This window comes from Veillonella sp. ICM51a (genome assembly GCF_000524355.1).
In the GTDB taxonomy this organism is placed as follows: Bacteria; Bacillota; Negativicutes; order Veillonellales; family Veillonellaceae; genus Veillonella; species Veillonella atypica.
Genome location: NZ_JAPX01000006.1, coordinates 104,785 through 121,251 on the forward strand (window position 1 = coordinate 104,785; position 16,467 = coordinate 121,251).

The following is a 16,467-nucleotide window of genomic DNA, read 5'->3' on the forward strand; positions in this document are numbered from 1 at the left end:
ATGGTCATTTATAATTACTCATTTTATGTTATAGATAAGGAGATACCATGCAATCATTGTTAGATGGCTTGAATCGGGAGCAACAACAAGCCGTACAACATACCGAAGGCCCACTATTGATTTTAGCAGGTGCAGGATCAGGGAAAACAAAGGTATTAACTGTACGTATAGCATATTTACTAGCTCAAGGTGTAAATCCTTATGAAATCTTAGCCATCACATTTACCAATAAGGCGGCTAAGGAAATGAAAAGCCGTGTAGAAGGCCTTGTAGGCGATGTAGCTAATCGAATTTGGCTAAGTACATTCCACAGCTTTTGTGCTAAATTTTTACGCTTCGAATTAGATAATTTTTTAGGTTATAACAGTAATTTTACAATTTATGATACATCTGACTCTCAAGTTGTTATAAAAGCAGCGTTGAAGGCTCTCAATCTGGACGATAAATACTATCCTGTAGGTGCTATGATCAGTGCTATTTCTGATGCGAAAAATAAATTGATGTTTGCCTCTGATTATAGAAAACAAGCACGAGATTTTTACCAACAAAAGGTAGCTGATGTCTATGAGTACTACGAACGAGAGCTGCGTAAAAATAATGCATTAGACTTTGATGATTTATTGCTAGTAGCCGTTAAATTATTACAATCTAACGCTGCTGTGTTAGAAAAATACAGCAAACGATTTAAGTATGTCATGATTGACGAATATCAAGATACAAACCATGCTCAATATTTATTGGCTTATTTGTTATCATCGCATTGGAAAAATATCGCCGTCGTAGGTGATGCTGACCAAAGTATTTACGCATGGCGTGGTGCAGATATTCAAAATATCCTCGATTTTGAAAAGGATTATCCAAATTGTACATCCATTAAATTAGAGCAGAATTACCGTTCTACAAAAATCATCTTGGATGCAGCAAATGCGGTTATCGATAATAATGAAGGACGCCCAGAAAAGAATCTTTGGACTGATAAAGTAGAAGGAGCTAAAATCCAGCACTTTACGGCCCAATCGGAACATGAAGAGGCGGCTTTCATAGGCGATACAATAGTCAAAAAACACGATATTCACGGCGTACCTTATGGTGATATGGCCATCCTATATCGTACCAATGCACAATCACGTGTACTAGAAGAAGCGTTGATTAAACGTGCTTTGCCATACACAATGGTGGGTGGTACTAAGTTCTACGATAGAAAAGAAATTAAAGACGTGCTCGCCTATTTGCGCGTATTATATAATCCGTTCGATGATTTAAGTTTGTTGCGTATTATCAATGTACCAAAGCGTAGTATAGGTGCTACTACTGTTTCTAAGTTACAAGATTATGCGCGTGAAAATGGTACTTCCTTATTTATGACCTTAACACAATTGCACTTGGTCGATACCATTAAGGGTAAAACGAAAGAGAAACTTGAAGAATTTGGCATTTTAATTTTTACACTTGTTGCAGAAATGGATGATAAATCCGTCCTTGATATTTTAGAGGCTATTCTTGATCGAACTGGCTACTTGGCTCAACTTGAGGAAAGTACAGACCCACAAGACCAAGCACGTGCAGAAAATATCGGTGAATTATTATCTGTGGCGAAGGATTTCCAAGATACGAATCCAACGGGGACTGTTGAAGACTTCTTGGAACAAGTAGCATTAGTAAACGATGTCGATTCCTTTGAACAAGAAGAATCCAAGGTTACTTTGATGACATTGCATGCTGCCAAAGGTCTTGAATTCCCTATTGTATTCCTTGGTGGCTTAGAAGAGGGCTTATTCCCACATAGTCGTACCTTGATGAATCCAGAGGAAATCGAAGAAGAACGACGCCTCGCATACGTAGGAATTACGCGTGCTGAGAAGGAATTATATATTTCTAATGCTACAACCCGTACCGTATTCGGTCGTACTAGCAGTTATTTACCGTCTCGTTTCATCGATGAAATTCCAGCGGAACTCGTCGATAGTTTACGTGCAAAACGAAGAACTCCTGATGATATTAAACCAACTGTGCCAAGACATATGTCGGTCGCTAGTCGCCCTGTAACAAAACCGATTATTCGCAATGAAGTTATCGCTGATTGGAAGGTTGGGGATACTGCGATTCACAGCAAATGGGGGAATGGTAAGGTCGTCAATGTTTCCGGTGAAGGGGCTGGCATGAAGTTGACCATTGAATTCCCTACACAAGGTGTTCGGGTAGTTATGGCCAAGTTTGCACCGGTAAAAAAAGGTTAGAACAATTACTGTATGATATAGAGGATAACTATGAATCCTAAAGATAGAATAGAACAATTACAAAAAGAATTGACTCATGCGCAGTATTTATATTATGTAAAAGACGCGCCAACCATGAGCGACTTTGAATATGATCAAAAATATCGTGAGCTCGTTGATTTAGAAACAGCGCATCCTGAATATATTGTGCCATCATCTCCAACACAACGGGTGGGCATCAAGGCGGATGGTCCTTTTGAAAAAGTAGTCCATGGTAGACCTATGCTCAGCTTATCCAATGTATTTAGTGCGGATGAAGTACGTGCTTTTGACCAACGGGTAACGAAGGAATTGGGACATCAAACAAAGGCTTATGTGGTGGAGTTGAAAATTGACGGCTTAGCTGTTAATTTGCACTATGAAAATGGTATCTTTGTCCGTGCCGTCACACGCGGTGATGGTAAGGTAGGGGAAGATGTAACAGCCAATGTGCGTACCATCAAATCCATTCCTTTATACCTAGAAAATGCGCCAGAATTTATCGAAATTCGCGGTGAAGCGTACATGCCACATAGCGAATTTAAGCGTATCAATGAGGAACGCGATGAAGAAGGGTTACCGACCTTTGTCAATCCTCGCAATGCAGCGGCAGGTTCCTTGCGTCAACAAGACCCTGCTATTACGGCAAGTCGTAATCTTGCGTTCTTTGCTTATGCCATCGGTTCTGAAAGTGGTGCTAATATTCATACGCAAGAGGAATTGTTACATACGTTGGAGAATTTCCATTTTTCCGTAAATCCTCATTATCGCGTTTGTAATACCGTAGATGAAGTTATTGAGGCTATTAATTATTGGGGCGAAAAACGTCATGAACTGCCATACGATACAGATGGTATGGTTATAAAGGTCAATGATTTTGATGATCAAGAGATGTTAGGCTCGACGGCAAAGGACCCTAAGTGGGCTACGGCTTATAAATATCCTCCAGAAGAGGTGGAAACAGTTGTCAAAGATATAACCATTAATGTAGGACGTACTGGTGTATTGACGCCAACTGGAGAATTAGAACCTGTGTTTGTATCCGGCACTAATGTGAGTCGTGTTACATTACATAATCAAGATTTCATCACAGAAAAAGATATTCGCATTGGTGACCATGTACTTATTCACAAGGCGGCTGAAATCATTCCAGAAGTCATTCGTGTATTGCCTGAAAAACGTACGGGCAGTGAGGTTCCTTTCACAATTCCCAATCGTTGTCCTGTTTGTGAAAGTCCAGCAGTACGCCGCGAAGGTGAAGCGGCCATTCGCTGTACTAATAAACATTGTCCTGCTATTGAAAAGGAACAAATCATTCACTTTGCATCTCGTGATGCGATGAATATCGATGGACTTGGCCCAAGTATTGTGGAAAATTTAATCAATGAAAAATTGATTACCAATGTAGTTGATTTATATCATTTGACTACGGAATCCATTATGGGTATGGACCGTATGGGTAAAAAATCGGCAGATAATCTTGTAAAAGCTATCGCTGATTCTAAAACTCGTGGCTTAGACAGAGTGTTATTTGGCCTTGGTATTCGTCTTATAGGTTCAAAAGCGGCTAGCACGATTGCCAACGTAGTTAAGTCTATGGATAGATTCCTGACTATTACTAAAGATGAATTAGTAGCGGTAGAAGAAATTGGTCCTACCATGGCAGATAGCATTATCGAATATCGTGAGGATCCTCAACATATTGAAATTATCAATGGCTTGATTACAGCTGGTTTAAAAATGAATGTAGAGGTACAAGAGGCAGCTGGTAATGAAATGGAAGGTGAAATCGTTGTTCTTACTGGTAAACTCGAGGTCATGGGTCGTAGCGAAGCGGGTAAACTATTAGAAAAACACGGCGCTAAGGTGACCGGGTCCGTATCTAAGAAAACAACACTTGTCGTTGCTGGTGAAGATAGTGGCAGTAAATTGACAAAAGCGAATGAACTTGGTATTCGCGTTATCAATGAAGAAGAATTTATAGAATTACTTAAAGATTTAGGTGAAAACTAATCCTTTATTTTGAAAATATATGTCATATGCTTTATAATTAAAAGATATGAAAGGATGTGGACCGATGAAAATCAGCCAAGAGGAAATTAAGAAAATCGCTTTACTGTCCCGATTAGAAGTAAAAGAAGATAAAATGGCTAGCGTTGAGAAGGAATTATCCGATATCTTAACGTATGTAGCAGAATTAAATGAATTAGAATTAGATGATGTAGAAGTAATGGCTCATGCTGTTCCTTTGCATAATGTGTTTAGAGAAGATGAAACTAAACCTTCTTTAGATCACGATTTAGCATTGTCTAATGCACCTGAAGAAGATGGGTACTTTAAGGTACCACGCGTTGTACAAGAATAGGAGGTTTCACTGTGGCAACAATTCATGAATTACACACTAAATTAGTGAACAAAGAAATCAGTGCTGTAGAATTAACAAATGCAGTGATTAGTCACAAAGCAAAAGTGGAACCAGAGGTACATGCGTATTTATCTGATTCCCACGAATTAGCATTAGCATCTGCCAAAGCTGTAGATGAAGCAATTGCTAAAGGTGAAGCTATTTCTCCATTAGCAGGTATTCCTGGCGCTATTAAGGATAATATTTGTATTAAAGATCAACCTGCTACATGTGCATCTAAAATGTTGGAACATTTCATTCCTCCATATAATGCATCCGTTATTGAACGATTACATGCTAATCACTTGGTTAGCTTAGGTAAACTTAACATGGATGAATTCGCTATGGGCGGTTCCACAGAAAATTCCGCATTAGCTAAAACTGCTAATCCATGGAATTTGGAATGCGTACCAGGCGGTTCTTCTGGTGGTAGTGCAGCGGCAGTATCCAGTGGTTCTGCTATCTGGGCATTGGGCTCCGATACAGGTGGTTCTATCCGCCAACCAGCATCCTTCTGTGGTGTGGTAGGTATGAAGCCTACCTATGGTAATGTATCACGTTATGGGTTGATTGCCTTTGCATCCTCCTTGGATCAAATTGGACCTGTTACACGCGATGTAACTGATGCTGCATTGGTATTAAATGCCATTGCTGGCCATGACCCTAAGGATTCCACATCAATTCCTGGCGAACGTGTAGATTATACAAAAGCGCTTGTGAACGATGTTAAGAATTTAAAAATTGGTGTACCAAAAGAATTCTTTGGCGATGGTCTTAATGCAGAAGTACGCAAGGCTATTGATGAAGCAATTGAAACATATAAAAAATTAGGTGCTGAAATCGTTGAGGTTTCCTTGCCTAGCACAAAATATGCTTTGTCTGCGTACTATATTATCGCATTGGCAGAAGCAAGTTCCAACTTGGCTCGTTATGATGGTGTAAGCTATGGTTTGCGTGTGCCTGCAGATAATTTGGTAGAAATGTCTACTAAAACTCGTACAGAAGGCTTTGGACCAGAAGTACAACGTCGTATCTTGCTCGGTACCTATGTATTGAGCGCAGGTTATTACGATGCATATTATTTGAAAGCTCTTAAAGTACGTCGCGTTATCAAAAATGAATTTGATGCAGCCTTCTCCAAGGTTGATTTATTATTGGCTCCAACAGCCCCTAACACAGCGTATAAGTTTGGTGAAAAAATCAATGACCCATTAGCAATGTACTTAGAAGATATTTGTACAGTTCCAGCTAACTTAGCAGGTATTCCTGGTATTAGCATTCCTGCGGGCATGAGCAGCGATAACTTGCCAATCGGCTTGCAATTATTGGGCCCTGCAATGGGCGAAGAAACATTGTTACGTGCCGCTTTCACATTCGAACAAGCACGTCCAGATTGTCAATTAGTAGCACCAACTGGGGAGGTTTCTCTATGAGTAGTAAATACGAAACAGTCGTTGGTTTAGAGGTTCATACAGAGCTTAAGACTAAGTCTAAAATCTTCTGTGGTTGTACCACTGAATTCGGCGGTGATCAAAATACACATGTATGCCCAGTATGTCTCGGCTTACCTGGTGCTATGCCTGTGTTGAATAAACAAGTAGTAGAATTTGCTATCAAAGTAGGTTTAGCGTTGAATTGTGAAATTCTTAAATTCAACAAATTTGACCGTAAAAACTACTACTATCCTGATTTGCCTAAAAACTATCAAACATCTCAATACGATTTGCCAATTTGCTTGAATGGTCACTTAGACATTGAAGTAAATGGTGAAACTAAACGCATCGGTATCACACGTATTCACATGGAAGAAGACGCTGGTAAATTGGTTCATAGTGGCAATACAATTTCCGATTCCAATTCTTCTAATGTTGACTATAACCGTACAGGCGTACCTCTTCTTGAAATCGTATCTGAACCAGATATTCGATCCGGTGCAGAAGCGAGAGCATACGTTGAAAAATTGCGTTCCATTTTGCAATATTTAGAAGTATCTGACGGTCGTATGGAAGAAGGTTCCTTGCGTGGTGACTGTAACGTATCCGTACGCCTTCGTGGCTCCAAAGAATTTGGTACACGTACAGAAACTAAAAATGTTAACTCCTTAACAGCTATTCAAAAGGTTGTTGAATACGAAGCATTGCGTCAAGCTAAGCTTATCGAAGCAGGCGGCAAAGTAGACCAAGAAACACGTACGTGGGACGATGCACAAGGCATCACTCTTGGCATGCGTAAGAAGGACGAAGAAAACGATTACCGTTACTTCCCAGAACCAGATTTGGTACCAATCGTAATTACGGATGAAAAAATCGAAAAAGTACGTCAATCTTTGCCTGAATTACAAGACGCTAAAATTGCGCGCTTTGTATCCGAATATGGCTTGTCTCGTGAAGATGCAACCATCCTTACCATGGCTCGTAAGACGGCTGATTATTTAGATGCAGCTGTGAAAGCTGGCGCAGATCCTAAGACTGTAGCTAACTGGATGCTTGGTGACTTGTCTAAGATGATCAATGAAAGCGGTTTAACATTTGGTGAATCTAAGGTAAGCCCTGAAAACTTGGCTGGTATGATTGCTCTTATTGAAAAAGGCACCATTTCTGGTAAAATTGCGAAAAAAGTTATCGTATCCATGTGGGAATCCGGCAAGGATGCTGATGCTATCGTAAAAGAAGAAGGTCTTGTTCAAATTACAGATACTGGCGCTATTGAAGAAATTGTAAAACAAGTTATCGCTAATAACCCACAACCAGTGGCTGACTTTAAGGGCGGTAATGGCAAAGCTATCGGTTTCTTGGTAGGTCAAGTTATGAAAGAATCCAAAGGCCGTGCTAACCCTGGTATGGTTAACCAATTATTACAAAAATTCTTAAACGACTAAGACTGTCTTGACTTAGTTCATCTTAATATTGTATAAACGAATTGTCCTCTATGGTATATTTACCATAGGGGATATTTTGTTTCCATGACTATTATGGTATAATAAATTGTATAAAATTGATTAATAGTTTTGTGATAAGGAATATATCATGAATAACCAAAATACAATGAATGAAAATAAAGAACAAGAAACTAAGACACGTGTCCTAAGCGATACAGAGCGTCGCGATTTTGATGGCGTTACCATTGATGAAGAAGGGGATACTGTACAAGTTGAATTTACACCTACGCAAAAAGAAGAAGACCGAAGTGGGTATGAGCAATTTCAAGACTATGGCCCTCGTGTGAAGGTATATCATTTTGGCGGTTCTAGTTGGATAAGCCGTATCATTATGATTATTGTATTAGTTGCAATCTTAGCAGCTATCGTATTCTTTGGCGGCATCATCTTGTCCATCGTTGGCGTGGTCATCCTAGTAGGGGCTATTATCTCCTTTATCTTAGGCTTGTTTTAATGGTATAATATATCTATTACGACAAGACGGTGGCAAGTCCATTCGATGATGCTAAAGGGGTACTATGAACGTAGTTCTATCAACATTAAACTCAAAATTTATACATTCTTCACTAGCCTTGAGATATCTCAAGGCTTATGGTGAAGCCCATGGACAGGCATACGATATAGTGGAATATACTATTAATATGCCTGTTTTGCATATTCTTAGCGATATTACAGAGCATGATATCGATGTCCTAGGTTTTGCCTGCTACATTTGGAATATAGAAATGACCTTGCATGTGGTGGATATGGTGAAAGCCGTACGACCAGATATTAAAATTGTATTGGGCGGACCAGAGGTTTCTTTCACAGCCGATGAATTATTAGAACGATGTCCGAATATCGATTATATTGTACAAGGTGAGGGCGAGGAAGCATTCCATGATCTTGTAACGGCATTACAGCTTGGTAATGATGGATTAGACCCTGTGATTCCCGGTGTGAGAGGACGTAGGGATGGTAGTATTCTAGGATCTTTAGAGGCTGTAGAGGTTTCTGATTTATCGTCTATACCATTTCCATATACAGAAGAAGATATGGAAGATTTAGAGCATAAGATTATTTATTATGAATCCTCTCGTGGTTGTCCTTTTTCCTGTCAGTACTGTTTGTCGGGCAATAAGAATACTGTACGATTCTTTCCTCAAGAGAGGACATTAGAAGAATTGCAATGGTTTATTGATCATGGTGTGAAGCAAGTAAAATTTGTAGACCGCACCTTTAACTGTGCACCTCATCATCATAGACCCCTTATGGAGTTCATGAGAGACAGCGATACAGATATGAATTTCCACTTAGAAATGGAACCAGAGCTTATGACAGAGTGGGAAACTAACATTCTTTGTGAAACGCCGCCTGGACGCATTCAAATCGAGGTAGGTGTACAAAGTACGCATAAGAAAACATTAGATGCTATCAATCGCTATAATGATTGGCCATACATCCAAAAATCCATACGTCCTATTATTCAAGCAGGACGTACGCATGTTCACATGGATCTTATCGTAGGATTGCCTCACGAGGATTTTAATCGGTTTGGACAATCTTTTAACGATTTATTTAGCTTACAACCTCATGCATTACAAATTGGATTCTTAAAATTGCTAAAAGGATCTGGTGTACGACGGATGCGTGAATATAAGTATGTAGCAGATCCATTGGCTCCATATGAGGTTCTAAGCACGCATGTACTACCTTATGATGATGTACGTTTCTTGAAATATTTTGAAGATGTATTTGAGCGTTTTTATAATAGTGAACGATTTAGAACAACATTTGGCTATATCGGACAACAATTGATTCACGGTGAAACGGATGCATTTACCTATTTTTGTGATATGACACGTGCATGGCTTAAGGAAGGTAATCATAAGGTTAATCTTAAGGATATAGACCAAATTGAATTCTTATATCGTTTCTTCCTTGCAAAAGGTGATACGATAGCCGCAGAATTATTGCAATACGATACATTGGTAAGTTATCGCGGTAAGGTTCGCAGTGAAGCAGTAGGATTGCCTAAACAAACAAAGGAACTGCTACAAGTAGGCGAAGCGTTTTGGCGCAACGAAGAGATTGCGTCTACATTTATTCCCAATTATACATTTAAAGAATGGCGTAAAATTCGTCAGCAATATGTGGAAATGAATATGAGCTGTGAAACAGCAACCTATTTAGGAATTCAACATATACCAGAAGGGGATTTCACAGTGATTATAGATGTGAATAAAGAGGTGAACCCATTCATTCGCCCTGAAAACATACAATGATATAGAGGAGTGTTATGTCAGATACAACGAGACCGAAACGGTACCGGATGGTGTCAAAATTTTATAAAGAAACATATGGTGAAAAGGTATATAAATTACCTGTTGCATTACCTTTAACCTGTCCTAATCGAGATGGATCAGCTGGTGTTGGAGGATGTACATTCTGTGGGGAAATCGGTGCTGGTTATGAAAATAGACCTGCATGGATGACGGTGCGCATGCAATTAGAAGAAAATATTGCACACATTGGACCTAAATATAAGGCTAAAAAATTTATACCTTATTATCAAAACTTTAGTAATACCTATTTACCTCTTGAGGATTTTAAATCCTATATGGAACAAGGTTGTATTGATGAAGCTGTAGGGATTGCAATCGCTACGAGACCTGATTGTATTTCTAATGAGTATTTAGATGTATTACAGGACATACAACAACGATTTCATAAGGATATCTACATTGAATTAGGATTGCAAACCGTTAATTATCATACACTTGAGAAAATCAATCGAGGCCATGATTTAGCGCAATTTATCGATGCGGTTTTACGCATTAAGCGTTATGGATTTAATGTGACCACACATATGATTGTTAATTTGCCTTGGGATACGATGGAGGATACCATTGAAGGGGCCAAAATTTTATCATCCCTTGGCGTTGACCAAGTAAAGTTACATGCTCTATATATTGTGAAACATACATTGATGGCCAAATGGTATGAAGAAGGTCAAATCACCTTGATTAGCGCCGAGGAGTATGCGGAGCGCGTTGTTCAGTTTTTACGCCATCTTCATCCAGATATCGTGTTACAACGATTAGTGGGTCGTGCCCCAGAGGATAATACATTATTTACCAATTGGTCTATGGGCTGGTGGCGTGTACAGGATTTAATTGACGATATGATGGATGAACTAGATGCACATCAAGGCGATTTATGTGATTATTTAAATGGTAAAGCAGTACGTAAATTTATAGATGGGGGACAAGCATGAGCGAACGGGTATTTACCTTTCCTACCTATGACTTAGCACAATCTATACTAGGTCAACACAATAGATATTTACAAATGATGAATGAAGTCATTCCTGCGGATATTGTATCTCGTGGTGATACAGTTGTCATAAAAGGAGACGAGCTTCAAGTAGAGGCGTTGTATCGGACATTAGAGGAACTGGTCTTCCTCTATAAAGAAGGCAGTACGATTACAGAATCTCAAGTTCGCATTGCGGCTAAGATGGTGATGAATGGCAAAGGGGATGCCCTTCACTCTATGTTCGAGGATACTTTGTCCGTAACGATGCGCGGTAAAAGCATTACGCCAAAGACGGAAGGTCAAAAGCAATATGTAGACAGTATTCGCAAGAATACTATCACCTTTGGCATTGGACCTGCCGGTACAGGTAAAACGTTCTTAGCTGTTGCATTAGCCGCATTTTACTTGAAGAACCGCAATGTAGATAAGATTATTTTGACGCGACCTGCCGTAGAGGCTGGTGAACGACTAGGGTTCTTACCTGGCGAATTACAAGATAAGGTGGATCCATATTTGCGTCCGCTTTATGATGCGTTGCACGAAATGTTTGGTATTGAACAAGTACAACGCTTTATGGAACGGGGCACAATCGAGGTGGCACCACTGGCGTACATGCGCGGTCGTACATTAGAAAATGCCTTCGTCATCTTGGATGAAGCACAGAATACGACGGCAGAGCAAATGAAGATGTTCTTAACTCGTTTAGGTAATAACTCTAAAATGGTTGTCAATGGTGATAAAACACAAATTGACTTGCCTCCGCGTGTGACATCTGGTCTCTATGAAGCAGAAAAGGTATTAAAACGCGTGTCTGGTATTCATATGGTGTATTTTACAGATCAAGATGTGGTGCGTCATGATTTGGTAGGTCGCATCGTTAAAGCCTATGATGCATACCATCAAAAGCTTTCAAAGGAAGAATAAGAATTATGCATATACAAATTAGTTATGATGATGGTATAGTCCGAGATACTAAGATTGAAGAGGTTATACAAAAGGTTTGCGATGAAGTGAGCCGCGTGTATGGACTTGAAGATGATGAGTTAAGCATTCTACTATGCGACAATAAGAAAATTCATGAACTAAATAAGGAATATCGCGGTATTGATAGACCCACAGATGTATTGTCCTTTGCCCTTAATGAAGGGGACGATTACGAAGGTAGTGAAGAGGAACATCACCTATTGGGGGATATGATACTCTCCTTGGAACGAGCTCATGAACAAGCTGTCGAGTACGGGCATAGTTTTGAACGGGAATTAGCCTATTTGACAACACATAGTTGTTTGCATATCTTAGGCTATGACCATATGACCGATGAAGATAAAAAAGAAATGCGCACAGAAGAAGAATTTGTGCTTTCTAATTTAGGGTATGTACGAGAGGATCAACCATATAATGAATAAAGCAGAACATTTTAAATCCGGCTTCGTAGCCGTTGTAGGGCGACCAAATGTAGGCAAATCTACCATGATTAATGCTTTGATAGGCGACAAGATTGCCATTGTATCCGATAAGGCACAGACAACGCGTAATCGCATTATTTGTGTTTACACCGATGAAGAAAAACAAATCGTTTTCATGGATACACCTGGCGTACATAAGCCAAAACATAAATTAGGTGAATTCATGGTCGATGCAGCCATTGAATCTTTGAAGGAAACAGAGGCCGTTCTATTTGTTGTGGCAGGTAATGAAAAACGAGGTCCAGGAGATAATTTCATCATTGAACAATTAAAACGCGTGAAAGTACCGGTATTCCTCGTAGTCAATAAAATTGATACACTGCAAAAAGAACAGGTATTAGAAGCTATCGTATCCTATCAAGATGCGTATCCATTTGCTGGTGTCATTCCTATTTCGGCAAAGAATAAAGAAAATTTATCTGAACTTCTTAATGTGCTAGGCGAGCATTTGCCAGAAGGTCCTCAATACTTCCCAGAAGATATGATTACGGACCAACCAGAACGATTGATTATTTCTGATATCGTTCGCGAAAAGATTTTGTTGTCTACCCGTGATGAAATTCCTCACGCCATCGCTGTCGATGTAGATGAAATGAAAACTCGTGATGATGGAACCACATATATTCGTGCTACCATCTATTGTGAACGAGATTCTCAAAAGGGTATCATCATTGGTAACAAAGGTGCGCTATTACGCAAGATTGGTGCAGAAGCGCGCATGGATATTCAAAAGTTATTGGCTACAAAAGTATATCTTGATTTATGGGTTAAGGTTAAAAAGGATTGGCGTAATAAATCGGGTATGCTTTCAGAATTGGGATATAAAAAATAGATTATTTAGATTGATTATAGTTAGAAAGGATTGTTATGGACAGTATAGATGCCCTGTTACCGATTGGGTTCGGCATAGTATGTATTTTCTTAATTAACTTTTTGGTGGTAGCAAAATTCTCTTTTGCACGGTTGCGCAAGGAACACGTAGAAGATATGGAAATCCTACATGAAAAGGATCGTCAATTCTTGTTAAAGCTATACCAAAATCCTGAGTATTTCCTTAATACTACACAATTTCTAATACTCTTTTTCATTCTCACCTTAGCAGGTACTGGCACATATATCTTTAATAGTTTTGTGGTAGGTATCATGGATATTTTTAATATCCATGGTACATGGGTTCATCATATTTTAGACCTGATCTTGCTTATTATCATTAGTCTTATCGTCCTCATCTTTGGCGAAATTGTACCGAAAGCATTGGGTTTATCATTCCCTACAAAATATGTAAATATGCATAGTCGCATCGTCGTTGGCGTTGGTCGTATTGTATATCCTTTTGTCTGGTTAGCTAGTAAAATATCTAACTGTATTCTTAAATTCTACCAAACTAAATACTTAACTGAACTAGACCTTGTATATACGGAAGAGGAAATACGCATGATGATTTCGCGAAGTCATGAAGAAGGTCAGTTAAATCAGGTAGAATCTGAGTTGATAGACAATGTTTTCAACTTTGTGGAACGTATGGCAAAAGAGGTTATGGTACCTCGACAAGATGTAGATTGTATTTTTGTGGAAGATGGTTATGATGAAGCCATGAAGGTAATTCGTTCTACATCGCATACGAGATACCCATTGTGTGTGGAAGATAAGGATCATATTGTAGGCCTTGTACACATTAAAGATTTGATGGAACGTCAAAAGCAGGCTAGAAAAGATTTGCGCAACATCAAACGAGATATCTTGACGGTTCCTGAGGTTATGAAATTATCTACCTTATTGCAATACATGCGAACGCGGCGTATTTACCAAGCCGTTGTTGTCGATGAATACGGCGGTATGGTAGGCCTTGTGGGGTTAGAGGATATCATCGAAGAATTGGTAGGGGATATTCAAGACGAACATGAACCTCATTTGCCGGCTACGATGAGTTATTCTGATGGCTCTTTTGAGTTTGACGGCAAGGTTCTTGTCGATGAAGTGTCTGAAATGATGAATATTCACATTGAAGACTCCGATTCCGATACGATTGGTGGCTATATCTTCGGTCTATTAGGCCGTACTCCAATTGTGGGGGATACTGTTGATGCTTATGGTTATACATTTGAAGTAATTAAGATGCAAGGTTATCGTATTTCACGTTTGCGTGTAACACCTTTACCTGAGTCTGAAACTGTTACGGATGATGAACATGAACAAGATTAGTGGCGCTTTTAATACGCCGGCCATCGTGGTGAGCCGAAAAAAATACAAGCTCTATTCGGTGTTTACTTTTATCACACCGTCCTTAGGTATTATTAGGGCCTCTTTCCCGCATAAACGATTGCAAACATTGCGTAATGCATCCTATTTACGCCCCTTCAGCGCTATGTATATAACAGTTGTGCAGGACGGAGAATTTGTGAAAGTCACACAAATTGATGGGTCCTATGTGGTGGAATCTCTAGATACGAATCTAGATAATATTGCCTATGCAGCCGTAGCCAGTGAACTGATACAAGAACTATTTGCATCGTATGATGTTGATCGTAATGTATTTAATACTGTAGTCAATTATTCAAAATCGATACGTCAACGAAATGTACGATTAGGGACGATCATATTGGGATGGCAAATGCTGTCGTTAGCGGGGATAATGCCACAACATGAGGCTTTTAATACTGGAGATGGAATTGATTTATTTTGGAACGAACTACGGATACATACGCATATGAATCCATCCCTTTCATTACGAAACGCAATGCCAACTATTTTGGCCTATCAATGGGGCGATGCAGCACCTATTGAACTTCCTGGAACTGTATGGAAGGAATTAGAACGATTACTATTTTCTTATTGTGAACAGGAAATAGGTAAACAACTGCAAAGTGTAAAATTTCTGATGAGTTTATAATATATACTGATAAATTGTTAGATATCGATTCATAAGACTCCTTATCAAAAATTTTTATAAATTTTAAACCACTTATCTCGAATAAGTTAGATAAACCTATTTAAGATAAGTGGTTTTCTTATGTCTTGAATTGTCAAGTCAAATGCAACTCTACTGAATGATAAACCTCGTATGGAGTTTTCCAATTTAAGCATTTGCGCGGCCTAAGATTTATTTCTTTCATTTTTGCTTCAACATAGCTATCTGATTGATTAATATCCACAGTTTTCGGGAAATATTCTCTAAGCAATCCATTGGTGTTTTCGTTTGTTCCTCTTTGCCAAGGATGATGTGGTAATGGAAAATAAAATTCTACTAAATTCAACTCCTGACTAATTTCTGCATGTTTAGAAAACTCTTTCCCTCTATCTGGAGTTATTGTTTCTAGAGGTTGATTTTTTAAAAGCTTAATCATCGCTTGTTTGACTAAAAATGCATTCTTTTTTGCAATTTTTTTACATAGCAGATACCTACTTTTTCGATCAGTTAATGTTACTAAGCAAGCCTTACCAGTCTGCCCCATAACTGTATCAGCCTCCCAATCACCTAATCGTTCTCGATTATTTGCAGGAGCTGGTCTATCTGTAATTAAATTACTAATTTGAATTTTTCCACGTCTTTCTTCATAATTTTTTGTATGACGACTTTTACCACGATGTCGTAGTTTGCGAACAACTCCTCTATTTCCATGTGATAATTCTTTTTCATCAAAACGACCATTATATATTTCCCTGTAAATTGTATTGTAACTAATAGTGAAGCTTGAATTTTCAAATTTCAATCGAGAGGAGATCTGTTCCGGAGACCATTGATGTCTCAAAAATAAATTCTTTACACATTCATATAGACTTGGATTATCTAGCTTTTTTCTTGGTTTACAATTAAAGCGTCTATTTTTATATCTGTCATGGGCTTCACAAGGTATGTACTCGCCATTTTGACTATTTCTTTTGATTTCTCTTGATATAGACGATTTATTTTTCCCAAGTAAAATTGAAATTTCTGTTTGATTTTTTCCTATATCAATAAAATGTTTTAGAATTTCGCGCTCTTTTAGTGTAAAATGAGTATAATGATTCATGGCTCCTCCTGATTTTTAGATGTCTTTGCAAACACTATTTTATCAGAAAGCCATGAATCTTTTTTAGTTGCACTTAGATTATAAATTCAAGGTAAAA

At 38.7% G+C, this 16,467-nt stretch carries 14 protein-coding genes; 13 read left to right on the forward strand and 1 reads right to left on the reverse strand.

The genetic code is table 11. The annotated features are described in order from the left end of the window. Nucleotides 1–47: 47 nt before the first annotated feature. The 13 genes from pcrA (at nucleotide 48) to HMPREF1504_RS00960 (ending at nucleotide 15,250) form a co-directional block, all read left to right on the forward strand. Nucleotides 48–2,237: a DNA helicase PcrA gene (gene pcrA / locus HMPREF1504_RS00900; RefSeq protein WP_038122672.1), complete on the forward strand. Its 2,190-nt coding sequence runs from the start codon at nucleotides 48–50 to the stop codon at nucleotides 2,235–2,237. 30 nt (nucleotides 2,238–2,267) lie between these two features. Next, a complete protein-coding gene (gene ligA, locus HMPREF1504_RS00905) occupies nucleotides 2,268–4,268 on the forward strand; it encodes an NAD-dependent DNA ligase LigA (protein ID WP_038122674.1) in 2,001 nt (666 codons plus the stop codon). Nucleotides 4,269–4,332: 64 nt separating this feature from the next. After that, nucleotides 4,333–4,620, forward strand: coding sequence for an Asp-tRNA(Asn)/Glu-tRNA(Gln) amidotransferase subunit GatC (gene gatC, locus HMPREF1504_RS00910; RefSeq protein WP_038122676.1), 288 nt, complete (start codon nucleotides 4,333–4,335; stop codon nucleotides 4,618–4,620). Nucleotides 4,621–4,631: 11 nt separating this feature from the next. After that, a complete protein-coding gene (gene gatA, locus HMPREF1504_RS00915; protein ID WP_005383425.1) occupies nucleotides 4,632–6,092 on the forward strand; it encodes an Asp-tRNA(Asn)/Glu-tRNA(Gln) amidotransferase subunit GatA in 1,461 nt (486 codons plus the stop codon). After that, on the forward strand, nucleotides 6,089–7,537 hold the full coding sequence (gene gatB, locus HMPREF1504_RS00920) for an Asp-tRNA(Asn)/Glu-tRNA(Gln) amidotransferase subunit GatB (RefSeq protein WP_038122678.1): 1,449 nt from the start codon (nucleotides 6,089–6,091) through the stop codon (nucleotides 7,535–7,537). The genes gatA and gatB overlap by 4 nt, the downstream gene beginning before the upstream one ends. Before the next feature lie 148 nt (nucleotides 7,538–7,685). Further along, nucleotides 7,686–8,051 (forward strand): transcriptional regulator, encoded by a 366-nt coding sequence (locus HMPREF1504_RS00925; protein ID WP_009661180.1) that lies wholly within the window; start codon nucleotides 7,686–7,688, stop codon nucleotides 8,049–8,051. 64 nt (nucleotides 8,052–8,115) lie between these two features. Continuing rightward, nucleotides 8,116–9,861 carry a B12-binding domain-containing radical SAM protein gene (locus tag HMPREF1504_RS00930; RefSeq protein ID WP_038122680.1) on the forward strand — a complete coding sequence of 582 codons (1,746 nt, stop codon included), beginning with the start codon at nucleotides 8,116–8,118 and terminating at the stop codon, nucleotides 9,859–9,861. Between the two features lie 14 nt (nucleotides 9,862–9,875). Then, on the forward strand, nucleotides 9,876–10,853 hold the full coding sequence (locus tag HMPREF1504_RS00935) for a TIGR01212 family radical SAM protein (RefSeq protein WP_005379958.1): 978 nt from the start codon (nucleotides 9,876–9,878) through the stop codon (nucleotides 10,851–10,853). Next, nucleotides 10,850–11,818, forward strand: a complete 969-nt coding sequence (locus tag HMPREF1504_RS00940) for a PhoH family protein (RefSeq protein WP_005379967.1) — start codon at nucleotides 10,850–10,852, stop codon at nucleotides 11,816–11,818. Before HMPREF1504_RS00935 ends, HMPREF1504_RS00940 begins: the two co-directional genes overlap by 4 nt. A gap of 5 nt (nucleotides 11,819–11,823) precedes the next feature. Continuing rightward, on the forward strand, nucleotides 11,824–12,300 hold the full coding sequence (gene ybeY / locus HMPREF1504_RS00945) for an rRNA maturation RNase YbeY (protein WP_038122682.1): 477 nt from the start codon (nucleotides 11,824–11,826) through the stop codon (nucleotides 12,298–12,300). Beyond that, on the forward strand, nucleotides 12,293–13,192 hold the full coding sequence (era, locus tag HMPREF1504_RS00950; RefSeq protein WP_005379880.1) for a GTPase Era: 900 nt from the start codon (nucleotides 12,293–12,295) through the stop codon (nucleotides 13,190–13,192). Before ybeY ends, era begins: the two co-directional genes overlap by 8 nt. 35 nt (nucleotides 13,193–13,227) lie before the next feature. Continuing rightward, entirely contained in the window at nucleotides 13,228–14,562 is a 1,335-nt protein-coding gene (locus HMPREF1504_RS00955; RefSeq protein ID WP_038122684.1) for a hemolysin family protein, read from the forward strand. Continuing rightward, nucleotides 14,549–15,250, forward strand: coding sequence for a DNA repair protein RecO (locus HMPREF1504_RS00960; protein WP_038122685.1), 702 nt, complete (start codon nucleotides 14,549–14,551; stop codon nucleotides 15,248–15,250). Before HMPREF1504_RS00955 ends, HMPREF1504_RS00960 begins: the two co-directional genes overlap by 14 nt. A gap of 133 nt (nucleotides 15,251–15,383) precedes the next feature. Here the strand turns inward: HMPREF1504_RS00960 and HMPREF1504_RS00965 are convergent, their stop codons facing one another. Then, nucleotides 15,384–16,370, reverse strand: coding sequence for an IS30 family transposase (locus tag HMPREF1504_RS00965; RefSeq protein ID WP_005379103.1), 987 nt, complete (start codon nucleotides 16,368–16,370; stop codon nucleotides 15,384–15,386). Nucleotides 16,371–16,467: the final 97 nt, after the last annotated feature.